The organism is Simplicispira sp. 125 (genome assembly GCF_003096555.1).
In the GTDB taxonomy this organism is placed as follows: domain Bacteria; phylum Pseudomonadota; class Gammaproteobacteria; order Burkholderiales; family Burkholderiaceae_C; genus Simplicispira.
The window spans coordinates 581,740-605,687 of sequence record NZ_QEKM01000001.1; the positions used below are offsets into that span (position 1 = coordinate 581,740).

Consider the following 23,948-nt stretch of genomic DNA (forward strand, 5'->3'; position numbering starts at 1 on the left):
TTGGTTCTGGCCTGAAAAAAGTGCTCTGTTGCACCGATCGCAGCAGGCCCGAATCGCTACGATGGCGTGCATGTCTTCACCCATTTGCCGTATTTCAGCGCTGCTCGCAGCGGTGTTATTGGTTGGCTGCAGTACCTTGGATGTGCCGCGTGCTGACAACTACCCTGCCACCGGCCAGAAGAAGGCGCGCGCTGTTCATCACTGGAGCGTGCTTGCCGATGACGTGGCTTCGCGCGTCGCGGAAAAAATCGTTGCTTGGCCTGCGGGGGAATACCCCATTTATGTCAAGGCGGCGAACAGCTCCAGCTTCGATCAGGGTTTTTTGAGTCTTTTGCGCGTGCGCTTGTTGGATCGAGGCGTGGTTTTGTCTGTGGTGCCTACAGACGTTGAGTTGGAGGTGCAGACGCAACTGGTACAGCATGAAGCGACCGGGCCCCGTAATTCACCCATTCCCCTGCCTTGGACCATGCTGGCTTCGGGCGTAGGTGTGTGGCGCGACTGGGATGTGCATTACTCCGATCGGACGTTACTGCCCGGTGTGGCAACCGTGATCGGGGTGGGTGTCGGCTTGGCCTTGGATTTGGCGCAGCGCCATACCCAAGGCGATGCGGCGGGCGGACCCACGCGCACCGAAGTGCTCATTACCACCACGCTCAAGTCCCACGACCGCTATCTGGCCGGTTCGGCAGACATGTATTACATCGAGCGTGCCGATGCCGTGTTGTACCAACCTCCGACCCCTGTGGCGCCGCTGTCTCCCGTTAAAACCTGGAAAGTGGTGACGCCATGATGCGCCGCATGCGATGGGGTGTTCTGTGCGCTGCGGTGCTGGCAACTTCGGGGTGCGCGCAGTATTACTACGGCGAGCGCGGTGGCGTTCTGCAGCGCACGGATGTGCTCAAGACCAACTACGATGCGGCCGATCGCCTGCTCCAGAACGCGCCGTTGGATCCACGGCGCAGCGTGCTGGTTTCCACGATCGTGAATGTGGACCGGCTCCATGAGTCGTCCCGTCTGGGGCGGCTTTTCTCGGAGCAGATTGCCGGTCGCCTCGTGCAGCGTGGTGTACCCGTCACCGAAGTGCGCCTGCGTGAGCAACTGGCGCTGCAGCCGGCACATGGAGAATTGCTGCTCTCGCGCGAGTTGCGCGAGGTCAGCCAGGCGCATGATGCCCAGGCCGTGGTGGTGGGCACCTATGCGGTGTCTGGAGCCATGGTGTACGTGAGCCTCAAACTTGTTAACCCGCTGGGCAACCAAGTGGTGGCAGCGAGTGACTATGCGCTGCCGATGGATGACAACATCCGTGGGTTGTTGCAGGGGCGTTGATTGATGCTTTAAATATGATAGCTGTTGGCGCTTTGTACATAAGCGCTACAGGCATATTTTATGGATATTTTGGAGCTTGCTCTTATCAGTGCAACATCAGCGCGCCGGCACTCTTGCTTTTGCCGGCCCGGGCCGGTGGGTTGCACAGGCCGCAGGTGAAGTGGCGGTTCTCGTACAGCTCGGTCACAAACTGGCCACTGCATTGAGTGCATTTGGTGCGGGTCAGCATGCCGGCGTCGACAAACTTCACCAGGCGCCATGCGCGCGTGAATGACAGCAAGGGCTCGACTTGTGCGGCAACAATTTGCTCGTTGTACAGGCGGTAGGCCTTGGTCAGCAGTTCCACCGAGTCCAGATCCACGCCTTTGGAGAGGTACTCGTAGATGTTGAGGAACAGCGAGCTGTGGATGTTCTCCTGCCAGGTGAGAAACCAATCGGTGGAAAACGGCAGCTGTCCCTTGGAAGGGGACTTGCCTGCGATTTCCTTGTACAGACGGATCAGGCGCTCGTACGACAGCGTGGTCTCCGACTCCAATACCTGCATGCGTGCGCCCATCTCGATCAGCATGGCTGCGCGTTCGATCTGCCGGGATTCATTGAGCACGCTCTTGGCGGCGGGCTTGGCGGCTTTGGGGGGAGTGGTGGTGGCGGTCATGGCGTTTCCTGGTCGTGGGGGTGGCAGCGTGGTCTGTACAGGATCGGGGGTGCTCAGAGCACCTCGGAGACCCGGCTGGCCATCAGGATGTTGGCGTGCAGCGTGTTCGTGGCCTCGTTGCCTACCTTCGAGGCTGAATGGTTGGTCAACAGGCTCCACACCAGGTTGTCGTCCACCCGGAAGCTGCAAAGAAGGGTGTTTCTGGAGGCCAGTTTCATCACTTGCGCGGCAGACAGGGATGACAAAATATCGGCGGCGTCTTCGTTCAGGCCCAGACGGAAAACTGCTTCCGCCTTGTCCTGGCGGATCAGGGTCTGCGCCAGCATCAGGTAGGTGAGGTTGGCTTCGCGGATTTCGGCGAGCAGTTGTTCGTTGGTCATGGGGGCATCCTTTCCATTCCCGGATCGTTGGCTACTTGCCGCATGCAAGTTTTCGCGATCCGTTGAAATGGATTGTGAATTCGCCCCAATCAAAAATTAAGTCGGGGTTTGGCTGTGCTGCGCGTCTGGTTTCGCGGCCTGCCGTGTAGGAATTTGCCTTACAAGGGGCGGGCCAATCAACGCTGTCACGCCTGTGATGAGGCCTGCTGCCCGTGCAGCCAATCCGCTGCCTATCCGCGCTCGACCGGGCGGGCAGGGTCGCTGCACCATTCGCTCCAGCTGCCTGCAAAGAGCGTGGTTTTTCCGAGCCCCGCCCGTTCCATGGCCAGCACATTCGGGTTGGCGGTGACGCCGCTGCCGCAGTGGTGCACTACGCTGGCAGGGTCGCGCCCCGCCAGCAGCGCCAGGAATTCGGCGCGCAGCACCTCAGGGTTTTTAAAGCGGCCGTCTGGACCAAAGTTGTCGCTGAAAGGGCGGTTGAGTGCCCCCGGAATATGGCCAGCCACGGGGTCCAGGGGTTCCACTTCTCCGCGGTAGCGTGGTGCGGCGCGGGCGTCGATGATGGTTTGACTGGACTGCCCCAGGCCTTGCAGCACGTCGCCCACGGTGGCTAGCGTGCGCAGAGGCGCCGCTACGCGGAAAAGTGACTGGAAATGCGCCGGTTCGCTGCCGTGTGACAGTGGCCCGTTCGCCGCCTTCCAGGCCTGCAGCCCGCCATCGAGCACGGCCACGTTGGCATGGCCCAGCCATTGCAGCATCCACCACAAGCGTCCGCAATAACTGCTGGCGTTGCGGTCGTACACCACGGCCTGCATATCGTTGGAAAACCCCACGCTGCTGAGCCAGGCCGCAAACTTTTCGCGGCTGGGCAAGGGGTGGCGACCGCCCGATGCGGGTGTGTCGGCATCTGTGGCAATGATGGTGCCGCTAGCGCCTGGCGCGCCATGGCGGGCCGAGAGTGCGTTGTCAAGGTGGGCATAGACGGCACCAGGGATGTGTTCTGCAAGATACTGCTGCTCGCCCGCGCCAGGGGCAGCCAGATCAAAGCTGCAGTCGAACACCATCAGCGGTGTGCCGCTGGCCGTCAGAGCTTGCAGTTCAGGAACGGAGATCAGCGTGGTGTAGTGCATGGACATGAACGTGTGAAAGAAGGTGCAGACGTCATTGTGGTCTCGCTGATGGAGCCTTCCGCCGATTCAGTGTTCTTCGGCCGGTGCGCCGGGTGCTGCGCGGGCCCGCAGCACGGTGGCGACAATGCCGCTGCCCACGATGAGCGCCATGCCCACCCAGCCCAGCAGGGTGATGATGTCGTCAAACAGCAGCACACTGAAAAGAGATGCGAAAACAATGCCCGAATACTGCAGGTTGGCCACGACCAGCGTGGCGCGCTGGGTGTGCGCGCTGGCATAGGCGCGTGTCATGCACAGTTGCCCGCCGGCGGCCAGCACCCCAATGGGCAATAGCCATAGTCCAGGCCAGCCAGGCCATGGCGAGGTGCCCGTGACCAGCAGGGCCGCGCCGCCGGCCACGGCAGAGCCCACGGCAAAATAAAACACGGTGCGCGTTTCGGGCTCCCCCATGCGCGAGAGCGCGACCACCTGCATGTAGGCAAAGGCGGCCGACAGGCCTGAGAGCAAGCCCACCAGGCCAGCGAAAACCTGCTCCTGGCTTTGATCGATGCTGGGCCGCAGCATCATGACCACTCCGGCAAAACCGGCCAGCACCGTGAGGATCAGCGGCCCCTGCAGGGCAGGCCGGGGCGTTGCAGCCGTGGGGCGCCAGGCCAGCAGCGTGCCGCCCACCAGAAAGGCGGCGATCCACACGCTGCTCATGTAGTTCAAGGTAATGGCCGTGGCCAGCGGCAGGTGGGCAATGGCATAAAACCAGGCCCCTAGCGAAGTCACGCCTACCAGGCTGCGCCAGGCGTGCATGCCAGGGTAGCGGGTGGCGAGCGTGATGCCTTGTGAGCGCGCCAGCAATGCCAGGATCGCCATGCCGATAAACCCCCGGTAACACACCAGTTCGGCAGGGTTGAAATACTCCGATGCCAGCTTCACGCACACCCCCATGCTGGCAAACATGAAGGCGGCCAGAACCATCCAGAGGGCTTGCATAGGTGCGGGGGGGTTCAAATAAAAATAGCTGCCAGCGCTTATTGGGCAAGCGCTGGCAGCTATTGTAATGAGAGTGTGGTGCGCTGGCTGTCAGCCCTTGGGGACAGCGTCGCCCAGGGCGCGTCGGTACCACTCGTGGAAGTGCTGCATGCCGTCTTCCATGGGGCTCTGGTAGGGGCCGACCTCGTTGTCGCCACGCTCGAACAGTGCCTTGCGCCCCGCGTCCATGCGCTCGCCGATCTCGTCGTCCTCGATGCAGGTTTCCATGTAGGCCGCTTGCTGGGCTTCCACGAATTCGCGCTCGAAGGCGGTGATTTCTTCGGGGTAATAGAACTCCACCATGTTCAGCGTCTTGTGGGCACTGAGGGGGTGCAGCGTGGAGACAGTGAGCACATGCGGGTACCACTCCACCATGATGTGCGGGTAGTAGGTCAGCCAGATGGCACCGCGCTCGGGCAGCTTGCCTTGGCGGTATTTGAGCAGCACCTCGTGCCACTTCTTGTAGACGGCAGAGCCGGGTTGGCCAAACGTAGAGGCCACGCCCACTGTCTGCACCGAGTATTCCTTCTGGAATTCCCACTTCAGGTCGTCGCAGGTGACGAAGTTGCCCAGCCCGGGGTGGAAGGGGCCGACGTGGTAGTCCTCCAGATAGACCTCGATGAAGGTCTTCCAGTTGTAGTTGCACTCGTGCAGTTCGATACGGTCGAGGGTGTAGCCCTCAAAGGACAAGTCGTTGCGTGGGCCCATGCCGGCCAGGTCGGCCTCGATGTCACGGCCGTTGTCCTCGAACAGAAGGCCGTTCCATTCGCGCAGTTTGTAGTTGCTCAGGTTCAGGCAGGGGTCGTGCGCGAAATGGGGCGCGCCCAACAGTTCGCCGCTGGGGCTGTAGGTCCAGCGGTGCACAGGGCAGACGATGTTGCCACCGGCGCTGCCCTTTTGGTGCTGCTGCAGCGAGCCGCGCCCCTGCAGCATGATGGCCTGGCGGTGGCGGCAGACGTTGGAGATGAGTTCCACCTCGCCCTGGGCGTTGCGCACCAGGGCGCGGCCTCCGAGCTCCTGGGGCAGGGCATGGTAGTCGCCCACGTTGGGGACACTCAGGCTATGCCCCACGTAACGGGGGCCGCGCTGGAAGAGCGTTGCCATCTCGCGCTGGAACAGCGCCTCGTCAAAGTAGCTTGAAACTGGTAGTTGGCTTGCGGCCTGCTGCAGTCGAAGACTTAAATCAGACATGGGTGACCTGACCTAAAGACTCCCCACAGGGAGATGCGCTCGAGGCGCGGAGAGAAAAAAATAAACCGGCAGGGCGCCGGTCTGTAGGGAATGGGATTATAGGACGTGGGGTTATTGCAGCGGCCCATTCCCGCAGCGGCCATGCGTGTATTGGACTGTGGGCCGACTTCGGTAGGGCACATAGGTTTTGGGGCTGCCTTGGGCGCGGGGATGCGCACACCGGTATCAGCCTAAAATCACCTGTTTTGCTTTCCGCCCCGCTGCCCATGCCCAAACCCAAAAATGCCGACCCGGCCAGCTACGAAGCTGCGCTGGAAGAACTGGAGCAACTGGTGGTGCGTATTGAATCGGGCCAGATGCCGCTGGATCAGTTGCTGGCGGGTTACCAGCGCGGCGCCACGCTGCTGGCGTTCTGCCGCGACCGGCTGGAGGCCGTGCAGGAGCAGGTGCGCGTCCTCGACGGTGGCACGTTGCAACCCTGGACACAGGAATGAGCGGCATGGATCAGGCGTCTTTGCAAGTTTGGAGCAGCGCCCATTTGGCGCGGGTGGAGCAGGCGCTGGAGCGCTGGGTCGGGGGAGATGCCCCGGCGGGCCTGGGGCAAGCCATGCGTTACGCCGTGCTCGATGGCGGCAAGCGGCTGCGTCCCCTGCTGGTGATGGCGGCCCGCGAGGCCGTGGCCGATGGCAGCGATGCGCAGCATGCTGCGGTTTATCAGGAAGCGGCCTTGCGCGCGGCCTGTGCCGCCGAACTGATCCATGCCTATTCGCTGGTGCACGACGACATGCCCTGCATGGACAACGATGTGCTGCGCCGTGGCAAGCCCACGGTGCATGTGCAGTTTGGCCAGGCACAGGCCTTGCTGGCGGGCGACGCATTGCAGGCGCTGGCTTTTGAATTGCTGACACCCGAAGATGTCGGAATACCCGCGACGGTGCAGGCGCGGCTGTGCCGTTTGCTGGCGCATGCGGCGGGTTCCTCCGGGATGGCGGGCGGTCAGGCGATCGACTTGGCCAGTGTGGGTGTGGTGCTGGACGAGGCCCGCCTGCGCGAGATGCACCGCCTCAAGACCGGCGCCTTGCTGCAGGCCAGCGTGATGATGGGCGCAGCCTGTGGGCAAGCCAGCACCGCCGCCTTGCAAGGGCTATCGGCCTACGGGGCTGCTTTAGGGCTGGCGTTCCAGGTGGTCGACGATATTCTGGACGTTACGCAGGATTCCGCTACGCTAGGCAAGACAGCGGGCAAGGATGCCGCGCAGGACAAACCGACCTATGTCTCTCTGCTGGGGCTCGATCGCGCGAAAGCGCAGGCCAAGGAGTTGCTCGATCAGGCCCATTCCGCGCTGGCACAAACAGCACTGCCCGACACCCGTGCTTTGGCGGCTCTGGCCGATATGGTTGTGAGCCGCTCACACTGATGCCGTTCCACGAAAAAAGCTACCAGCGCTTGTCTGCTAAGCGCTGGCAGCTATTAAAGTAATAGTAATGTCAACGACCCCCTATCCCCTGCTCACGAGTGTGAACGACCCTGCCGAGCTGCGCCGCCTCTCGCGCGGCGAGCTCAAGGTGCTGTCCGCGGAGTTGCGTGCCTTCGTGATTGACAGTGTTGCCAAGACGGGGGGGCACTTGAGCTCCAACCTGGGCACGGTGGAGCTGACCGTGGCGCTGCACCATGTGTTCAACACCCCTTACGACCGTCTGGTGTGGGATGTGGGCCACCAAACCTATCCGCACAAGATTCTGACGGGCCGACGCGACCGCATGCACACGCTGCGCCAACTGGGCGGTATTTCGGGGTTTCCGCAGCGCGCCGAGAGCGCTTACGACACCTTTGGTACGGCGCATTCCAGTACCAGCATCTCGGCTGCGCTGGGCATGGCCCTGGCAGCCCGTCAAAAGGGCGAAGACCGGCGTGCGGTGGCGATCATCGGTGATGGCGCCATGACGGCCGGCATGGCCTTCGAGGCCTTGAACAACGCGGGCGTGCAGGATTGCAACCTGCTCGTCATCCTCAACGACAATGACATGAGCATCAGCCCGCCCGTGGGTGCGCTCAACCGCTACCTCGCCCAGCTCATGAGCGGCCAGTTCTACGCGGCGGCCAAGAACGTGGGCAAGAGCGTGCTCAAGAATGCGCCGCCGCTGTTGGAATTGGCCAAGCGCCTGGAGCAGCAGGCCAAGGGCATGGTGGTGCCTGCCACTTTGTTCGAGAAGTTCGGCTTCAACTACATCGGCCCCATTGACGGCCATGATCTGGATTCGCTCATTCCCACGCTGGAGAACATCAAGGGCCTGCAGGGCCCGCAGTTTCTGCATGTGGTCACGAAAAAAGGCCAGGGTTACAAGCTGGCCGAGGCCGACCCCGTGGCTTACCACGGCCCCGGAAAGTTTGACCCCTCTGTGGGGCTGACGGCGCCCGTCACCCCTCCAAAACAAACGTTCACCCAGGTGTTTGGCCAATGGCTGTGCGACATGGCCGACCAGGACGAGCGGCTGGTGGGCATCACACCCGCCATGCGCGAAGGCTCGGGCATGGTCGAATTCCATAAACGTTTTCCAGACCGCTACTACGACGTGGGTATTGCCGAGCAGCATGCCGTGACCTTTGCGGCGGGCATGGCCTGCGAGGGTGTCAAACCCGTGGTGGCCATTTACTCCACCTTCCTGCAGCGCGGCTATGACCAGATGATCCACGACGTGGCGCTACAAAACCTGCCCGTGGTGTTCGCCCTCGACCGTGCGGGCCTGGTGGGCGCCGATGGTGCCACGCATGCCGGCGCTTACGACATTCCTTTCGTGCGCTGCATCCCCAATATGGCCATGGCCTGCCCTGCAGACGAGCGTGAATGCCGCCAACTGCTCAGCACCGCTTTCGCACAGAACCATCCTGTGGCCGTGCGCTACCCGCGCGGTGCGGGGGCGGGTGTCGAGCCCTTGCCCGGTTTGGATGCGCTGCCTTATGGCAAGGGCGAGATTCGGCGCATGCGAGAAGGGCGTGCCGATCGCACTGGCACGCGCATTGCCATCCTGGCTTTTGGCACGCTGCTGTACCCGGCGTTGCAGGCCGCACAGGCCTTGGATGCTACCGTGGTCAACATGCGCTGGGCAAAACCGCTGGACGTGGATTTGCTGCTGGAAGTGGCGGCCAGCCACGACGTGTTGGTGACGGTGGAAGAGGGCGCTCTCATGGGCGGTGCAGGCAGCGCTGTTCTGGAAGCCCTGGCTGCAGCAGGAGTGCTGCGCCCGGTGTTGCAGCTGGGTCTGCCCGATGTCTTCATTGAGCATGGTGATCCGGCGCGCCTCCTGGCGTTGCAGGGTTTGGATGCGCAAGGTATCGAGGCTTCGGTGCGCGCGCGCTTTGACGCTCCGTCGTCCGCCATCGGCCAGCGCGCCGCCTGAGAGTTTTCTCCTGCGCCACCGCAGGAAACAGGCTCGCACATTCACCTGGAATTTTGCAGAACACGCCGTGTGCGTGTTCTGCATCTGCGCGCGTTCGGCGGTCGCTGCATGAACCATCGTCATTCCATTTCTAAACCATCCGTGCCGTTGTTGCTTGGCTTAGGGCAATGCTGAACAAGTCCCTCACGCGCTGCGCATCCGTACCTCGGGCGGTCTGCGGCGTTGCAAATCCTCACCATAGCTGCGGCCATGGCTGCGGTTTGCGCCTTGCATCCCATCCCGATGCACGGCGCGCATCATCGCGGTGACTTATTCAGCATCGCCTTAGCCGTGCTACAGCACTGTCTGCGGCTTCGCGCCTGGACACGAATGATTTGGAAACAGAATCAGTGCATGCTTGCAGAACCCTGAAGGCCGACAATTTTCGCGGGAAAACCCGCACGGACGATGCAAAGCACATTTTTACAATCCCCCGAGGGCTGCTAAAGTGGCCGTGCCGCGCGGCGGATTCGCCACGTGTTCGGCATTCTTGCAACCCCGTTTATCAAGAGGTTTTCATGCATCGTCGCTCACTCATCAAACATGCTGGCATTGCTGGCGTACTGGCCGCAGGGGTCGCTCCTGCTGTGCATGCCCAGGCCGCAGTGCGCTGGCGCCTGGCATCGAGCTTTCCCAAGTCGCTCGATACCATTTTCGGTAGCGCCGAAATGTTCGCCAAAACTGTCAAGGCACTGTCTGGTGGCAAGTTTGACGTGTCCGTGCACGCCGCTGGCGAACTGATGCCCGCGTTTGGCGTGGTCGACGCGCTGCAAAACGGTACGGTGGAAATGGCGCAGACCGCACCTTACTATTTCACCGGCAAGGACTCCATCTTCGCCTTCGGCTGTGCCGTTCCATTCGGCCTGACGGCTCGCCAGATGGACGCATGGATGGAGCACGGCAATGGCCGCAAGTACATGGACGAGTTCTATGCCAAGTACAACATCAAGAGCCGCAGCGCAGGCAATACCGGCACGCAAATGGGCGGCTGGTACCGCAAGGAAATCAATACCGTCGAAGACCTCAAGGGTTTGAAGATGCGTATGGGGGGAGGCCTGTTTGGTGAATCCATGCAGAAGCTGGGCGTAGTGCCACAGAACATGCCTGCGGGCGATGTGTACCAGGCGCTCGAAAAGGGCACGCTCGATGCCTGTGAATTTGTCGGCCCCTACGACGATGAAAAGCTGGGCTTCAACAAGGTCGCGCCTTACTACTACTACCCCGGCTGGTGGGAAGGTGGCGCCGAGCTGGAGTTCTTCATCAACGCCAAGGCCTACGCCGCGCTGACGCCCGAATTCCAGGCCATGGTGGATGCCGCCACAGCGGTGGCAGCCCGCGACATGACGTCCAAGTACGACGCCTACAACCCTATCGCGCTCAAGAAGCTCGTGGGCGCCAAGACGCAGCTCAAGGCGTTCTCCAAGGAACTCATGGATGCCGGCTACAAGTCCTCGATGGAAGTGTTTGCCGAGCACGAAGCCAAGTCGGCCGAATTCAAGAAGATCCACCAGGACATGCGCGCCTTCCAGCGCGACCAGATCCTGTGGGGTCGTTTCTCGGAATTCCGCTTTGACAGCTACATGGCCACGGTCAAGCTGTAAACCGTTACCGTCTTGTTGCGATCGCGCGATCAATGCAGCGATCGCCCAAGTGCCGGAGATTTCGGCCCGCAGAAGTGTGGGCCGGGCTTCGGCTTTTTTTTGGGGCGCCACAAGCGCCGCCAGCACCTTTTCTTAATCCACAGGAGACTTGTAATGGATCGTCGTTCCCTTATCAAAAATGCCGGCCTTGCCGGGGTGCTTGCGGCAGGTGTCGCGCCAGCGGTGCATGCACAAGCTGCAGTGCGCTGGCGTCTGGCATCGAGTTTTCCTAAATCGCTGGACACCATCTTTGGCTCGGCCGAGGTGTTTGCCAAGGCCGTCAAGGAAATGTCGGGTGGCAAGTTTGAAGTGTCGGTCCATGCAGCGGGCGAGTTGATGCCTGCCTTTGGTGTGGTCGATGGCGTGCAGAGTGGCACGGTGGAGATGGCGCACACAGCGCCTTACTATTTTTTCGGCAAGAACGAGGCCTTTGCCATTGGTGGTGCCATTCCGTTCGGCATGAATTCGCGCCAACTGACCGCCTGGGTTGTGGATGGCAACGGCCACAAGCTCATGCGCGATTTTTATGCGCAATACAACATTGTTAACTTTGTCGGCGGTAACACGGGTGCGCAAATGGGGGGCTGGTTCCGCAAGGAAATCAAGTCGCCCGCTGATATCAAGGGGCTCAAGTTCCGTGTCGGCGGTTTTGCCGGCAAGGTTATCGAGCGCATGGGCGGCGTGCCGCAGAACATTCCGGGCGGAGAAATTTACCAGGCTCTGGAAAAAGGCACGATTGACGCCGCCGAATGGATCGGACCCTACGATGACCAGAAGCTGGGCATCAACAAAGTCGCGCCCTTCTATTACTACCCCGGTTGGTGGGAAGGCAGTCTGAATCTGGAGTTCTACATCAATGACAAGGCATTCAACGGCCTGTCGAGTGAGAACAAGGCTATTGTCCAGGCCGCTGCGCACGAAGCGCATGTGACCACACAGGCGCGTTACGACGCACGCAATCCAGGTGCCCTCAAGCAGTTGGTGGCGGCCAAGGCCAAGGTGCTGCCGTTCCCGCAGTCGGTCATGGACGCTTCGTACAAAGCCGCCAAGGAAGTTTTTGCCGAGCTCAATGAAAAAAATCCGGACTGGAAGAAGATCCACGCCGACTATCTGAACTTCCAGCGCGATCAGGTGCTGTGGTTCCGCTTTGCCGAAGGTACCTTCGACAGCTTCATGCAGCGCCAGAAGCTCTAAGCACGGAACGAGCCGGGAGCATCTTGGCTTGAACCAACCAGCCGGTTCAGCATCTGCAGGCTTCTCGCCCTGCAATGGATGCTGACCGGCTGGTTTTTTCTTGCTGTGTCGGTCTTATGCCGCACGTCTGCAGCGGCTTTTCCTGCCATGGTGTCGCCAGGGTGGCGAGAGCGGCATCAAAACTTCATAGCGGTTTGATCACGGCACTGGCCGCCGCGGCCAGGCCGTATTCGGGGTGAATTATTTGAGATCGTCTGCCAGCACGCGCACGATGCTCGACGCGTTGGCCGAGGTTTCGGGTGCGCCAGCGGCATTGAGGACCGACACCGTGGTGGCCTCGCCCTGGCTGCGGACAACGATGCGGTATTTGAGTGGCGGAACGGTTTTCTCGGAGCTGAACAGCTTGCCCAGGAAGCCCTTTTCTTTCTTGTCGTCCTTGGGGGCTACATAACGCACGAAATACACGCCTTGGCTGCGATCACGGTCTTCCACCGTAAAGCCGGTCCGGTCCAGGGCCAGGCCGACACGGCGCCAGGCGCGGTCAAAGCCCTCGTCAATCTGCACCACAGGGACATCGCCCACGGTCGCCACGCGCGCGGCGGGCGGGCGCTGTGCGGAGGCGGTCGCTACGGCTGCCGCTTGCTCCTTGCTCACGCCCAGCTTGACCATCATGCGGCGCAGGAATTCTGTTTCCAGCTCCGGATCGGCCGCACGCGGCTGCCACACGGTGGAATCCTTGGTGGCACTGTTGAAGACTTCCACCATGCCGCGGTGGCTGACATAGATTTCGGTGCTGCCATCGGCAGCGCGTTCCATGCGTGTGCGGAACTTGTCGCGCTCACCCGTGGAGTAGAGCGAATCGAGCACCTTGCCCAGCGTGCTACGGATGATGTCTTGCGGAATCTTGGCGCGGTTTTCGGCCCAGTCGGTTTCCATGATGCCGAGCTTGGACTGGTCCAGCGCGAGCGTGAAACCGTTTTCCAGCCAGAACTCGCGCACCGGTTCCCAGAGCTTGTCGGCCGGGCGATTGATGACCAGCCAGCGCTGGTCGCCGTTGCGCTCGATGCGTACATCCCCCATTTGCGCCAGCGCTGTCTGCGGGCCGGAGGGCTGCGTTGCCTGACCCGCCTGCAGCGCATTGGCCGAAACCACGCCGCCAGGCACGGCGTAGCGGGTTTCTCGCGAGAGCTGCGTCAGATCGGGCGGAACCTCCAGCGAAGAGCCCTTGCTGGCGCTCTTGTAGTCGATCTTCTCGCCTTCCAGCACCGAGCAGGCGGACAAGGCAATGGTCAGGCCCAGCAGGCCCAGTCGTGCAGTTTGGTTCACGCGGAAATCCTCTTGAGTATCGGGGGGCTGGTTACAGCAGACGTGCGGAGCGCAGTGCGCCTTCGACCACGGCCTCGTTGCCCTGGCTCAGTGGCGTCATGGGCAGGCGCATGGTGCCGCCGCACAGGCCCATGCGGGCCATGGCCCACTTGACGGGAATGGGGTTGGCTTCGACGAACAGGTGCTTGTGCACGGGCATCAGCTGGAATTGGATTTCCATGGCGCGGCGGGCATTGCCTGCAATGGCAGCCACACACAGTTCGTGCATCAGGCGCGGCGCTACGTTGGCCGTTACGCTGATGTTGCCGTGGCCGCCGCAGAGCATCAGGGCCACAGCGGTCGGATCGTCGCCCGAATACACGGCAAAGCTCTTCGGCAGGTCGCGGATCAACCACTGCGCGCGCTCGATGTTGCCCGTGGCTTCCTTGATGGCGATGATGCCGGGCACCTGCGCCAGCCGCAGCACGGTGTCGTGCTGCATATCGGCGACCGAGCGGCCGGGCACGTTGTAGAGCACGATGGGCAGGTCGCCCGTGGCCTCGGCAATGGCCTTGAAGTGCTGGTACTGGCCCTCTTGGGTGGGCTTGTTGTAGTAGGGCACTACCTGGAGCTGGCTGTCGGCGCCCACGCCCTTGGCAAAGCGGGCCAGCTCGATGGCCTCTTTGGTAGAGTTCGCGCCGCACCCGGCCATGACCGGTACGCGGCCCGCCGCCTGTTCGACGCTGACGCGGATGATCTCGCAGTGCTCTTGGACGTCCACCGTGGGCGATTCGCCCGTGGTACCCACCACGCCGATGCAGTCGGTGCCTTCTGCGATATGCCAGTCGATCAGTTTGCGCAGGGCAGGGTAGTCCACGCTGCCGTCCTCGTGCATGGGGGTGACGAGGGCGACGATGCTGCCGGTGAGGGGGACGGTGGAAGAGGTCATGTCCGCAGTGGTAAACGGTAAAAGAGCATTCTAACTAGGAGTGCGCGCGCAGCGGATGGCGTGCCGGTGAAACGCCGCTCGGTGGCATACGCACGGCGGCAATGCGTTGCACGAAGCGTGCGGGGGGGTCGAGAAATCCGTTTTCGTAGGCCACCACCTGCAGACTGGCGCAGGCCGTGAGCAGTTCCCCGGGTTGCAGCAAAAAGTCTGCCCGCGCGGGGCGGCCCACGGTTTCGTTGCCGCAGGCAAAGGTTTCGTACAGCAGCACCCCGCCCGGGGCCAGGCTCTGCACCAGCATGGGCAGCAGTGGGCGCCAGAGGTAGTTGGTGACCACGACCGCGCCGAACAGGCGCCCGGGCAGCGGCCAGGGGCCGCTTTCAAGGTCGGCGGCAATCGCCTCACCCACGGAGGCCGCTGCGTCGATGGCTTGTGGGTTGCTGTCAATGCCGGTCACCGGATGACCCAGGGTGTGGAACCAGCGCAGGTGGCGGCCCTGGCCGCACGCCACATCGAGCATGGGCGCCTGCGGCGGCACCAGGTGTGACCAGCGCCGCACCCATTCAGAAGCGTTGTCCAGCGCAACGGGTGGGGAATAGGTTGCTTTCATATTCATAGCTGGTTGCGCTTGCTGCATAAGCGCCAGAGGCCAATTTGTCTAAAAACAGGCCCACACCTGGTCGGCGAGCATCACCATGAATTCCGGCTGGCTATAGAGCGCAAACACCGCCAGCAGCGCCACCACGGCCAGCGCCCAGGCCATCCAGCGGCGGTGCTTGCGCTGTGCAGATGTGGGGGTGTTGGGGGTGATCGACATGGTCAGGCCGGTTGTGGTGCGCCGCGCTCAAGGGGCTGTTCGCGGATCGGCAGGTTCACCAGCCCAGCCAATAACCCCAAGCCAATGGCGATCTGCCAGACGATATCGTAGCTGCCCGTGCGGTCGTACAGATAACCCCCCAGCCACACGCCCATGAAGCTGCCGATCTGGTGGCTGAAGAACACCAGCCCGCCGAGCATGGAGAGGTGCTGCACACCAAAAATCTGCGCAATCGTGGCGTTGGTCGGCGGCACCGTGGACAACCACAGTGCACCCATGATCGCAGAGAACACATACACCGACGTGGGCGACAGGGGCACCCACAGGAAAATGGTGATGACCACGGCGCGGGAAAAATAGATGAAGGCCAGGATATGGCGGCGCGGCATGCGCTGGCCGAGCGTGCCCGCGATATAGGTGCCAAACACGTTGAACAGCCCGATCAGCGCCAGTGAAAAACTGGCCACCTGGGGGGACAGGCCGTGGTCCTTGAGGTAGCTGGGCATGTGCACGCCAATGAACACCACCTGGAAGCCGCAGACAAAATAGCCCGCTGTCAGCAGCAAAAAGCTGGGGTTGCGCACCGCTTCGGTCAGCGCCTCGCCAATACTTTGCTGGCGATGTGCAGGTGCCGCGCCCTGAAAGCCCGGTTCCCGCAGCCCATAGGCCAGCGGCGCGATCAGTAAAACCATCAACGCGAGCGCCAGCAGCGCCGTTTGCCAGCCCAGGTTGGCAATCAGAAGGCCCTCCACCGGCACCATGAGGAACTGGCCGAACGATCCCGCCGCCGCCGCCACGCCCATGGCCCACGAGCGCTTCTCGGGGGCAATCTGCCGCCCCAGCACGCCATAAATCACGGCATAGGTGGTGCCCGCCTGCGCCGCGCCAATCAGCACGCCCGTGGTCAGGGCAAACAGCGTCTGGGTGGGCGAGAGGGCCATGCCCGCCAGGCCCAAGGCATACAGTACGGCACCGGCAACGAGCACGCGAAAGGCGCCAAAACGGTCGGCCACCATGCCGACAAAGATGCCGATCAACCCCCAGGACAGGTTCTGGATGGCGATGGCCAGTGCAAAAGACTGGCGTGTCCAGCCCATCTCCTGCGTGATGGGCTGCAGCCACAGACCAAAGCCGTGGCGAATGCCCATGGACAGCGTGACAATGGCTGCGCCGCACGCCAGCACCTGGAACATGGACAATTTTTGGGAATTCGTATGCATACGCATAAATGTAGCGATTTTGTCCAAAATGCGCCGGAACACGGGTGACCGGTACGCGGCAAAAACCATGGGCTGCAGATCTTGTGCCTGTGTATTCATCCAGCTGTTTGCGCAGCAGCACACTACAATCCGCCCCCATGGCAGCCAAACCCTCTCCCGTTTCCTCCAATAGCGAATACTCCGAAGGCTCGATCCGCGTGCTCAAGGGCCTGGAGCCCGTCAAGCAGCGGCCGGGCATGTACACCCGCACCGACAACCCCTTGCACGTCATCCAGGAAGTGCTGGACAACGCCGCCGACGAAGCGCTGGCCGGCTACGGCAAAAAGATCAAGGTCACCTTGCACGCCGATGGCTCGGTGAGCGTGGAAGACGATGGCCGAGGCATCCCGTTTGGCCTGCACCCGGAAGAAAACGCGCCGGTGATCGAGCTGGTCTTCACGCGCCTGCACGCGGGCGGCAAGTTCGACAAAGGCAAGGGCGGCGCCTACAGCTTCTCGGGCGGCCTGCATGGTGTGGGTGTGAGCGTGACCAACGCGCTCTCCACCCGGCTCGAAGCGACGAGCTACCGCGAAGGCCAGGTCGCGCGCCTCGTGTTCTCGGCCGGTGATGTGATCGAGCCGCTGACCACGCAGCCCAAGGGCGAAGGCGACCGCAAGCAGGGCACCACGGTGCGTGCCTGGCCCGACGCCAAATATTTCGAGTCCAGCCACCTGCCCATGAACGAGCTCACGCACCTGCTGCGCAGCAAGGCGGTGCTGATGCCGGGCGTGAGCGTTTCGCTGGTCAACGAAAAAACCCGTGACACCCAGACCTGGCAATACAAGGGCGGCCTGCGCGACTATCTGCAGCAGACCCTGAACGGCGAACCGGTGATCCCGCTGTTCGAGGGCGAAGGTTTTGCCGATGGCGGGCACGAGAGTTTTGCCGAAGGCGAGGGCGCGGCCTGGTGCGTGGCGTTCACCGAAGACGGCCAGCCGGTGCGCGAGAGCTATGTCAACCTCATCCCCACCAGCGCGGGCGGCACGCACGAGAGCGGCCTGCGTGATGGTCTGTTCACCGCCGTCAAAAGCTTCATCGAGCTGCACAGCCTGTTGCCCAAGGGCGTCAAGCTGCTGCCCGAAGACGTGTTCGCCCGCGCCAGCTACGTGCTCTCGGCCAAGGTGCTGGACCCGCAGTTCCAGGGCCAGATCAAGGAGCGGTTGAACTCACGCGACGCGGTGCGGCTGGTGTCGAGCTTTGTGCGACCGGCGCTCGAGCTGTGGCTGAACCAGCATGTCGAATATGGCAAGAAACTCGCCGAACTGGCCATCAAGGCCGCGCAAACGCGGCAGAAGGCAGGCCAGAAGGTCGAAAAGCGCAAGGGCTCGGGGGTGGCAGTGCTGCCCGGCAAGTTGACCGATTGCGAAAGCCGCGACCTGGCGCACAACGAAGTGTTTCTGGTTGAGGGCGACTCGGCCGGCGGCAGCGCCAAGATGGGCCGCGACAAGGAAAGCCAGGCCATCCTGCCGCTGCGTGGCAAGGTGCTCAACACCTGGGAGGTCGAGCGCGACCGGCTGTTTGCCAACAACGAAATCCACGACATCTCGGTGGCGATTGGCGTGGACCCGCACGGCCCCAACGATTCGCCTGATTTGTCGGGCCTGCGCTACGGCAAGGTGTGCATCCTGTCAGATGCCGACGTGGACGGCTCGCACATCCAGGTGCTGCTGCTCACGCTGTTTTTCCGGCACTTTCCTAAACTCATCGAAACCGGCCACATCTACGTGGCACGCCCGCCGCTGTTTCGTGTGGACGTGCCCGCGCGCGGCAAAAAACCGGCGGCCAAGCAGTACGCGCTGGACGACGGCGAGCTGCAAGCCATCCTCGACAAGGCCGAAAAAGACGGCGTGGCGCGCGACAAGTGCCAGATCAGCCGCTTCAAAGGCTTGGGTGAAATGAACGCCGAGCAGCTGTGGGACACCACGCTCAACCCCGACACCCGTCGCCTGCTGCCGGTGCAGCTGGGCAGCATGGACTTTGCCGCCACCGAAGGCCTCATCACCAAGCTCATGGGCAAGGGCGAGGCGGGGTCGCGGCGCGAGTTGATGGAGCTGCACGGTGACAGCGTCGAGATCGATGTTTAAGAACCTGTTCAATGTCTTTTTGGAGTCGCACAAGTACCTTGCCGGGATGGGATGCAAGGCGCGGTGTGCAGTTGATAGCCCGGCTATCAACAAGCGCCGCAACGCCGCAGACCGCCCGGCAAGGCACTTGCCCGAAGGGTTGGAGTGAAATCGGGCGATTGGACGCCCCGGCTGCTTGCATGGGCACGAGCCCATGCGGCGCATCCGAAGCACCCACTCCTCCCGATTGCACTCCAATGCGATCTCCCAAAAGATGTTGAACAGGTTCTAAGGCCATGCTGAACAAGTCCCTCACGCGCCGCGCATCCGTGCCTCGGGCGGTCTGCTGCGTTGCAAATCCTCGCCATAGCGATGGCTATGACGGCGGTTTGCGCCTTGCATCCCATCCCGAAGCACGGCGCGCGCCATCGCAGTGATTTATTTAGTATCGCCAAAATTCAAGCAAAATTGGCCTCTAGCGCTTATACATCAAGCGCTAGTAGCTATGAAAAAGATAGTGATTGACCTATGAGTGAGCAACCCGGCCTTGCCTTTTCCGCGTCCGAGACCCCCGACGAACCGGGCCTGGGCAGCTACGCCCAACGTGCCTACCTCGAATACGCGCTCTCTGTCGTCAAGGGCCGCGCGCTGCCCGATGTGTGCGACGGCCTCAAGCCCGTGCAGCGGCGCATTCTGTATGCAATGGACCGCATGGGCCTGTCGTACAGCGGCCCCACGCGCAGCAGCGCGCCCAAACCGGTCAAAAGTGCCCGCGTGGTGGGCGATGTGCTGGGGCGTTTTCACCCGCACGGCGACCAGTCGGCGTACGACGCGCTGGTGCGCATGGCGCAGGATTTTTCGCAGCGCTACCCGCTGATCGACGGCCAGGGCAACTTTGGCAGCCGTGACGGCGATGGCGCTGCCGCCATGCGCTACACCGAGGCACGGCTGTCGCGCATCACCAGCCTGCTGCTCGATGAAATCGACGAGGGCACGGTCGATTTCATGCCCAACTACGACGGCAGCACGGAGGAACCGCGCCAGCTGCCCGCGCGCCTGCCGTTTGCCTTGCTGAACGGCGCCAGCGGCATTGCCGTGGGTCTGGCCACCGAAATCCCCAGCCACAACCTGCGCGAGATTGCCGACGCCTGCGTGGCGCTGATCAAGACGCCAACGCTGAGCCAGGACGAGTTGCTGGCGCTGGTGCCCGGTCCCGATTACCCGGGGGGCGGCCAGATCATCAGCAGTGCGGGCGACATCGCCGACGCCTACCGCACGGGCCGTGGCAGCCTCAAGGTGCGCGCGCGCTGGAAGATCGAGGACCTGGCGCGTGGCCAGTGGCAACTGGTGGTGGGCGAGCTGCCGCCCGGTGTGAGCACGCAGCGGGTGCTCGAAGAAATCGAAGAAATCACCAACCCCAAGATCAAGGCTGGCAAAAAGGCCCTGAGTCAGGACCAGGTCCTGCTCAAGGCCAGCATCCTGGCCGTGCTCGACGTGGTGCGCGATGAGTCGAGCAAGGACGCGCCCGTGCGCCTGGTGTTCGAGCCCAAGACCGGCAAGACGCCGCAGCAAGAGCTGATCACCGCGCTGCTGGCGCACACCAGCCTGGAGACCTCGGCGCCCATCAACCTGACCATGGTGGGGCTCGATGGCCGACCGGTGCAAAAGTCGCTGCGGCAGATGCTCGAAGAGTGGATCACCTTCCGCCAGACCACTATCACGCGGCGCAGCCAGCACCGGTTGGACAAGGTGCTCGACCGCATCCATATCCTTGAAGGGCGGCAGACCGTGCTGCTCAACATCGACGAAGTGATCGCCATCATCCGCGCGGCCGAAGAGCCCAAGGCCGCGCTGATTGCACGCTTCAACCTGAGCGACCGGCAGGCCGAGGATATTCTTGAAATTCGCCTGCGCCAGCTCGCGCGGCTCGAAGCCATCAAGATCGAGCAAGAGCTGAAAGAACTGCGCGACAGCCAGGGCAAGCTCGAAGACATTCTGAACAACCCGGGCACGCTGCGCCGCACCATGGTCAAGGAGATTGAGGCGGATGCCAAAACCTTTGCCGACCCGCGCCGCACCCTGATCCAGGCCGAGAAAAAGGCGGTGGCCGAAGTCAAGGTGGTGGACGAGCCCGTCACGGTGGTCGTGTCGCAAAAAGGCTGGGTGCGTGCGCGCAACGGCCATGGGCATGAGGCGGCCAGCTTTGCTTTCAAGGCGGGCGACGGCTTGTATGGCACGTTTGAATGCCGCACGGTCGATACCTTGCTCGCCTTTGGCAGCAATGGGCGTATCTATTCGGTAGCCGTGTCGCTGCTGCCCGGTGCGCGCGGTGATGGTCAACCGGTGACCACGCTCATTGAGCTGGAAGCGGGTACGCAGGTGCAGCATTATTTTGCGGGCCCGGCCAACGCCACGCTTTTGTTGTCCAGTTCGGGCGGCTATGGTTTTCTGGCGGCGGTGGAGAACATGGTGTCACGCCAGAAGGGGGGCAAGGCGTTTCTCACGCTGGGCGAAGGCGAGACCGTGTGCGCGCCTTCGCACGCCGCAGGCTCCAGCGGGGGCCAGGTGTTGGCCCCGGCCACGCATGTGGCCTGTGCCTCCACGGGCGGGCGCATCCTCACGTTCGAGATCACCGAGCTGAAAACCATGGCCAACGGCGGTCGTGGCCTGATGCTGATCGACCTGGAAGACAAGGACCAGCTTGCGGGTGCGGCGGCCTATACCCGCAGCATCCGCCTCGACGGCGTGGGCCGGGGCGGAAAACAGCGCGATGAAACGCTGGAGATCCGCTCGCTCAACAACGCCCGCGCCGCACGGGGACGCAAGGGCAAGGCTGCGGACCTTGGATTCAAGCCGGCCACTGTGACGCGGATAGAGTAGCTCTCAAGCTACAGGGAGTCGCGCATGTTCCTGTGTGCGCATGCTGGTTTTGTGCTTCAACAGAAAACAGTGCAATATCGCTGTAACAAGCACAAATTGTTTCAATGCAAGAAGGGAGACTCCGATGTTTCAGCAATTGAAAATGGGCCACAAGTTGTGGCTGGCCGTCACGGTCATTGTGGTGTTGCTGGTGGCCGTCGTTGGGTTTTCGGGCTATCGGTCGGCCAAGACACGTGCCGACGCCGACGTGATCTTGCAAGCAACCGTCCAGCGGCATGATGCGGTCGTGCAATGGGCGGGCCTGACGGAAACCAACGCGGTGCGCACCCTGGCGTTGGTGCTCAGTGATGACCCCGCGATGCAGGCCGAGTTCAAGGATGCCATGGCTGCTACTTCGGCCAAGATCAGCGAGGTGCAAAAGTCGCTGGAGGCGCTGGCGCTGTCAGATCGTGAAAAAGCGCAGATGGACACGATTGCCGCAGCCCGCAAAAATATGGTGGCGCAGCGCGACCAGGCGCGCAAACTCAAGGCCGATGGCCAGGGCGACCAGGCCGAAACCTTTGTGCGCCAGACCTATAACCCGGCCTCGGCGGCCTATCTGCAAACCCTGCGGGACTTCGTGCAGCTGGAAAAGCAGATCATGCAGGAAACCCGCGATGAGTTGGGCCGTGCCGGTATGGATACCGTCAAAATGGCTGGGGCGGCCGTGGGAGCCTTGCTGCTGGCGATCATCATTGGGGCCTACTACCTGATTCGCAGCATTGTGCAGCCGCTGCAGCAGGCGACAACCTTGGCGGGGCGCATTGCTGAGGGGGATCTGAGCCAGCGTGAAACGATCACGCGGGCAGACGAATTCGGCGAACTGCTGCACTCGCTCTACGCCATGAGCGATTCTCTCGGACGCATGGTGCACCAGGTGCGCCAGAGCACCGACAGCATTGCCACGGCCAGCGCCCAGATTGCGGCGGGCAACCATGACCTGTCGGCGCGCACCGAGCAGACGTCCAGCAACCTGCAGGAAACAGCGGCCGCCATGGAGGAGTTCACCAGCACCATCCAGCAAAGCGCCAGCAGTGCGCAGCAGGCCAGCAGCCTGGCGGCGGGAGCCAGTGGTGTGGCGCAGCGTGGTGGCGAGGTGGTGACCCAGGTGGTCTCCACCATGGAGGCCATCCAGCACAGCAGCCAAAAAATATCCGACATCATTGGCGTGATCGACGGCATTGCCTTCCAGACCAACATCCTGGCGCTCAATGCGGCCGTTGAGGCCGCCCGTGCGGGCGAGCAGGGCCGGGGCTTTGCCGTGGTGGCCAGCGAGGTGCGCAGCCTGGCCGGGCGCAGCGCCGAAGCGGCCAAGGAGATCAAGCAGCTCATCAACACCTCGGTCGAGAAGGTCGAAGCCGGCTCGCGCCTGGTGCAGGACGCGGGTACCACCATGCAGGATATCGTGCAGTCGGTGCAGCGCGTGAACGACATGATTGGCGAAATCACCGCTGCATCCACCGAGCAAAGCGCGGGTGTTTCCCAGGTGAACCAGGCCGTGGGTAACCTCGATCAAATGACGCAGCAGAACGCAGCGTTGGTGGAAGAGAGTGCGGCCGCAGCCCAAAGCCTGCGCGAGCAGGCTGAGCAGCTGGCCCAGGTGGTATCGATCTTCAAGGTCAATACTTCGGGTCTGCCACCCGCACAACCCGTGCGGCGCAGTGCACCGGTGGCAGCACCTGCCCCGGCGCGCGGCGTGCCTGCGCCCGCCAAACCGGCTCCGCTGCGTACCCCGGCGGCCAAGGCACCTGCTGTGCGTCTGGCCTCAGCAAAGGCGTCGCCTGCAGCCCACAAACCGGCTGCGCAGCCCCCGGCAGCACCACCGCGGGCCCAAGCTGCTGCCAGTGACGACGACTGGGAATCCTTTTGAACGTGAGAGGGGCGGCGGCGGTGGATGCCGCCCCTGAACCTGACCGGCTCTGACGATCAGGCCAGTTCGGCGATCAGTTCTATCTCCACGCAGGCGCCCATGGGGATCTGCGCCACGCCGAAGGCGCTGCGCGCATGCACACCGGCTTCGCCAAACACCTGGCCCAGCAGTTCGCTGGCGCCATTGGTCACCAGGTGCTGCTCGGTGTAGTCACCTGTGGAGTTCACCAGGCTCATCACCTTCACGATGCGCTTGACGCGGTTCAGGTCGCCGCCCGCTGCCGCTTGCAGCGTGCCCATCAGGTCGATGGCGACAGCGCGGGCAGCTGCCTTGCCTTCTTCGGTCGTGATGTTCTTGCCAAACTGTGCAACCCAGGGCTTGCCGTCCTTGCGGGCAATGTGGCCGCTCAGGAAGACGAGGTTGCCGGTCTGCACATAGGGCACATAGGCCGCCGCCGGTACGCTGACGGGGGGCAGGGTGATGTTCAGGGCGGAAAGCTGGTCGTAAACGCTCATGGTGTTCCTTGAAGAAAATAGATTCCGGCATTGCGGGAGCGGGGCGCTCCACCACGCAGACGGATTTTTGCGTGCAGGGCCGGGCCAAGGGTTGGCATGTTACACAGCCCCGTGCTTGCTGCGCAGACCCAGGAGCCTGTCGGGCTTGGAAATCGTCGGCTGCAAATCGGCCGCAGCGGTCCATTTTTTACCGTCTTTTTGCCCCATAGCCGGGCTATGGGGCTGCAAATCCGGCAAAAACTGTCCTCGCTGGGGCCAATTCTCGCTTTCGACGCCCC

General features: G+C 62.6%; 21 protein-coding genes. 10 read left to right on the forward strand and 11 right to left on the reverse strand.

Annotated features, from left to right (window positions below):
- Positions 1–70 precede the first annotated feature (70 nt).
- Entirely contained in the window at positions 71–790 is a 720-nt protein-coding gene (locus tag C8D04_RS02710) for a hypothetical protein (RefSeq protein ID WP_116005974.1), read from the forward strand.
- The gene (locus C8D04_RS02715) at positions 787–1,326 is read left to right on the forward strand and encodes a FlgO family outer membrane protein (protein ID WP_233521089.1); all 540 of its coding nucleotides are present in this window, start codon (positions 787–789) and stop codon (positions 1,324–1,326) included. The genes C8D04_RS02710 and C8D04_RS02715 overlap by 4 nt, the downstream gene beginning before the upstream one ends.
- A gap of 85 nt (positions 1,327–1,411) precedes the next feature.
- Here the strand turns inward: C8D04_RS02715 and flhC are convergent, their stop codons facing one another.
- The 5 genes from flhC to C8D04_RS02740 form a co-directional block, all read right to left on the reverse strand.
- Complete coding sequence (gene flhC / locus C8D04_RS02720; RefSeq protein ID WP_116003491.1) at positions 1,412–1,981, reverse strand: flagellar transcriptional regulator FlhC; 570 nt, start codon at positions 1,979–1,981, stop codon at positions 1,412–1,414.
- 53 nt (positions 1,982–2,034) lie between these two features.
- On the reverse strand, positions 2,035–2,361 hold the full coding sequence (gene flhD / locus C8D04_RS02725; RefSeq protein ID WP_116003492.1) for a flagellar transcriptional regulator FlhD: 327 nt from the start codon (positions 2,359–2,361) through the stop codon (positions 2,035–2,037).
- Between the two features lie 230 nt (positions 2,362–2,591).
- Positions 2,592–3,491 carry a sulfurtransferase gene (locus C8D04_RS02730; protein WP_116005975.1) on the reverse strand — a complete coding sequence of 300 codons (900 nt, stop codon included), beginning with the start codon at positions 3,489–3,491 and terminating at the stop codon, positions 2,592–2,594.
- Between the two features lie 66 nt (positions 3,492–3,557).
- Complete coding sequence (locus C8D04_RS02735) at positions 3,558–4,475, reverse strand: DMT family transporter (protein WP_116003493.1); 918 nt, start codon at positions 4,473–4,475, stop codon at positions 3,558–3,560.
- Positions 4,476–4,565: 90 nt separating this feature from the next.
- Positions 4,566–5,705, reverse strand: coding sequence for an aromatic ring-hydroxylating dioxygenase subunit alpha (locus C8D04_RS02740; protein ID WP_116003494.1), 1,140 nt, complete (start codon positions 5,703–5,705; stop codon positions 4,566–4,568).
- A 266-nt stretch (positions 5,706–5,971) separates the two neighbouring features.
- Between C8D04_RS02740 and C8D04_RS02745 the strand changes: the two genes are divergently transcribed.
- The 5 genes from C8D04_RS02745 to dctP all read left to right on the forward strand — a co-directional run bounded on the left by C8D04_RS02745 (position 5,972) and on the right by dctP (position 11,976).
- Positions 5,972–6,199, forward strand: a complete 228-nt coding sequence (locus C8D04_RS02745) for an exodeoxyribonuclease VII small subunit (protein WP_116003495.1) — start codon at positions 5,972–5,974, stop codon at positions 6,197–6,199.
- Complete coding sequence (locus C8D04_RS02750) at positions 6,196–7,122, forward strand: polyprenyl synthetase family protein (protein WP_116003496.1); 927 nt, start codon at positions 6,196–6,198, stop codon at positions 7,120–7,122. The genes C8D04_RS02745 and C8D04_RS02750 overlap by 4 nt, the downstream gene beginning before the upstream one ends.
- 67 nt (positions 7,123–7,189) lie before the next feature.
- Entirely contained in the window at positions 7,190–9,103 is a 1,914-nt protein-coding gene (dxs, locus tag C8D04_RS02755; protein WP_116003497.1) for a 1-deoxy-D-xylulose-5-phosphate synthase, read from the forward strand.
- A 557-nt stretch (positions 9,104–9,660) separates the two neighbouring features.
- Positions 9,661–10,743, forward strand: a complete 1,083-nt coding sequence (locus C8D04_RS02760) for a TRAP transporter substrate-binding protein (protein WP_116003498.1) — start codon at positions 9,661–9,663, stop codon at positions 10,741–10,743.
- Between the two features lie 153 nt (positions 10,744–10,896).
- The gene (gene dctP / locus C8D04_RS02765) at positions 10,897–11,976 is read left to right on the forward strand and encodes a TRAP transporter substrate-binding protein DctP (protein ID WP_116003499.1); all 1,080 of its coding nucleotides are present in this window, start codon (positions 10,897–10,899) and stop codon (positions 11,974–11,976) included.
- Positions 11,977–12,216: 240 nt separating this feature from the next.
- On the opposite strand, the gene bamC is transcribed toward dctP, so the two are convergent.
- Genes bamC through C8D04_RS02785 form a run of 5 tightly spaced genes read right to left on the reverse strand, consistent with a single transcriptional unit; the run spans position 12,217 to position 16,264 of the window.
- On the reverse strand, positions 12,217–13,302 hold the full coding sequence (gene bamC, locus C8D04_RS02770) for an outer membrane protein assembly factor BamC (protein ID WP_116003500.1): 1,086 nt from the start codon (positions 13,300–13,302) through the stop codon (positions 12,217–12,219).
- A gap of 31 nt (positions 13,303–13,333) precedes the next feature.
- Entirely contained in the window at positions 13,334–14,230 is an 897-nt protein-coding gene (gene dapA / locus C8D04_RS02775; RefSeq protein ID WP_116003501.1) for a 4-hydroxy-tetrahydrodipicolinate synthase, read from the reverse strand.
- 34 nt (positions 14,231–14,264) lie between these two features.
- Entirely contained in the window at positions 14,265–14,843 is a 579-nt protein-coding gene (locus C8D04_RS02780; RefSeq protein ID WP_233521090.1) for a class I SAM-dependent methyltransferase, read from the reverse strand.
- A gap of 42 nt (positions 14,844–14,885) precedes the next feature.
- Positions 14,886–15,044 carry a hypothetical protein gene (locus tag C8D04_RS18625; RefSeq protein WP_158550273.1) on the reverse strand — a complete coding sequence of 53 codons (159 nt, stop codon included), beginning with the start codon at positions 15,042–15,044 and terminating at the stop codon, positions 14,886–14,888.
- Positions 15,045–15,046: 2 nt separating this feature from the next.
- The gene (locus C8D04_RS02785) at positions 15,047–16,264 is read right to left on the reverse strand and encodes an MFS transporter (RefSeq protein WP_116005977.1); all 1,218 of its coding nucleotides are present in this window, start codon (positions 16,262–16,264) and stop codon (positions 15,047–15,049) included.
- A 137-nt stretch (positions 16,265–16,401) separates the two neighbouring features.
- Here C8D04_RS02785 and C8D04_RS02790 point away from each other — a divergent pair, with 137 nt between their 5' ends.
- The 3 genes from C8D04_RS02790 to C8D04_RS02805 all read left to right on the forward strand — a co-directional run bounded on the left by C8D04_RS02790 (position 16,402) and on the right by C8D04_RS02805 (position 23,155).
- Positions 16,402–18,387 (forward strand): DNA topoisomerase IV subunit B, encoded by a 1,986-nt coding sequence (locus tag C8D04_RS02790; RefSeq protein ID WP_116003502.1) that lies wholly within the window; start codon positions 16,402–16,404, stop codon positions 18,385–18,387.
- 507 nt (positions 18,388–18,894) lie between these two features.
- Positions 18,895–21,246 (forward strand): DNA topoisomerase IV subunit A, encoded by a 2,352-nt coding sequence (parC, locus tag C8D04_RS02800; protein ID WP_116003503.1) that lies wholly within the window; start codon positions 18,895–18,897, stop codon positions 21,244–21,246.
- Between the two features lie 124 nt (positions 21,247–21,370).
- A complete protein-coding gene (locus C8D04_RS02805; protein ID WP_116003504.1) occupies positions 21,371–23,155 on the forward strand; it encodes a methyl-accepting chemotaxis protein in 1,785 nt (594 codons plus the stop codon).
- Positions 23,156–23,211: 56 nt separating this feature from the next.
- On the opposite strand, the gene C8D04_RS02810 is transcribed toward C8D04_RS02805, so the two are convergent.
- On the reverse strand, positions 23,212–23,670 hold the full coding sequence (locus C8D04_RS02810) for a RidA family protein (protein ID WP_116003505.1): 459 nt from the start codon (positions 23,668–23,670) through the stop codon (positions 23,212–23,214).
- Positions 23,671–23,948 lie beyond the last annotated feature (278 nt).

Bases quoted from the DNA above. Each gene is read 5' to 3' on its own strand.
- C8D04_RS02710 (WP_116005974.1), top strand. From the start codon at position 71: ATGTCTTCACCCATTTGCCGTATTTCAGCGCTGCTCGCAGCGGTGTTA.
- C8D04_RS02715 (WP_233521089.1), top strand. From the start codon at position 787: ATGATGCGCCGCATGCGATGGGGTGTTCTGTGCGCTGCGGTGCTGGCA.
- flhC (WP_116003491.1), bottom strand. From the start codon at position 1,981: ATGACCGCCACCACCACTCCCCCCAAAGCCGCCAAGCCCGCCGCCAAG.
- flhD (WP_116003492.1), bottom strand. From the start codon at position 2,361: ATGACCAACGAACAACTGCTCGCCGAAATCCGCGAAGCCAACCTCACC.
- C8D04_RS02730 (WP_116005975.1), bottom strand. From the start codon at position 3,491: ATGCACTACACCACGCTGATCTCCGTTCCTGAACTGCAAGCTCTGACG.
- C8D04_RS02735 (WP_116003493.1), bottom strand. From the start codon at position 4,475: ATGCAAGCCCTCTGGATGGTTCTGGCCGCCTTCATGTTTGCCAGCATG.
- C8D04_RS02740 (WP_116003494.1), bottom strand. From the start codon at position 5,705: ATGTCTGATTTAAGTCTTCGACTGCAGCAGGCCGCAAGCCAACTACCA.
- C8D04_RS02745 (WP_116003495.1), top strand. From the start codon at position 5,972: ATGCCCAAACCCAAAAATGCCGACCCGGCCAGCTACGAAGCTGCGCTG.
- C8D04_RS02750 (WP_116003496.1), top strand. From the start codon at position 6,196: ATGAGCGGCATGGATCAGGCGTCTTTGCAAGTTTGGAGCAGCGCCCAT.
- dxs (WP_116003497.1), top strand. From the start codon at position 7,190: ATGTCAACGACCCCCTATCCCCTGCTCACGAGTGTGAACGACCCTGCC.
- C8D04_RS02760 (WP_116003498.1), top strand. From the start codon at position 9,661: ATGCATCGTCGCTCACTCATCAAACATGCTGGCATTGCTGGCGTACTG.
- dctP (WP_116003499.1), top strand. From the start codon at position 10,897: ATGGATCGTCGTTCCCTTATCAAAAATGCCGGCCTTGCCGGGGTGCTT.
- dapA (WP_116003501.1), bottom strand. From the start codon at position 14,230: ATGACCTCTTCCACCGTCCCCCTCACCGGCAGCATCGTCGCCCTCGTC.
- C8D04_RS02780 (WP_233521090.1), bottom strand. From the start codon at position 14,843: ATGAATATGAAAGCAACCTATTCCCCACCCGTTGCGCTGGACAACGCT.
- C8D04_RS18625 (WP_158550273.1), bottom strand. From the start codon at position 15,044: ATGTCGATCACCCCCAACACCCCCACATCTGCACAGCGCAAGCACCGC.
- C8D04_RS02785 (WP_116005977.1), bottom strand. From the start codon at position 16,264: ATGCATACGAATTCCCAAAAATTGTCCATGTTCCAGGTGCTGGCGTGC.
- C8D04_RS02790 (WP_116003502.1), top strand. From the start codon at position 16,402: ATGGCAGCCAAACCCTCTCCCGTTTCCTCCAATAGCGAATACTCCGAA.
- parC (WP_116003503.1), top strand. From the start codon at position 18,895: ATGAGTGAGCAACCCGGCCTTGCCTTTTCCGCGTCCGAGACCCCCGAC.
- C8D04_RS02805 (WP_116003504.1), top strand. From the start codon at position 21,371: ATGTTTCAGCAATTGAAAATGGGCCACAAGTTGTGGCTGGCCGTCACG.
- C8D04_RS02810 (WP_116003505.1), bottom strand. From the start codon at position 23,670: ATGAGCGTTTACGACCAGCTTTCCGCCCTGAACATCACCCTGCCCCCC.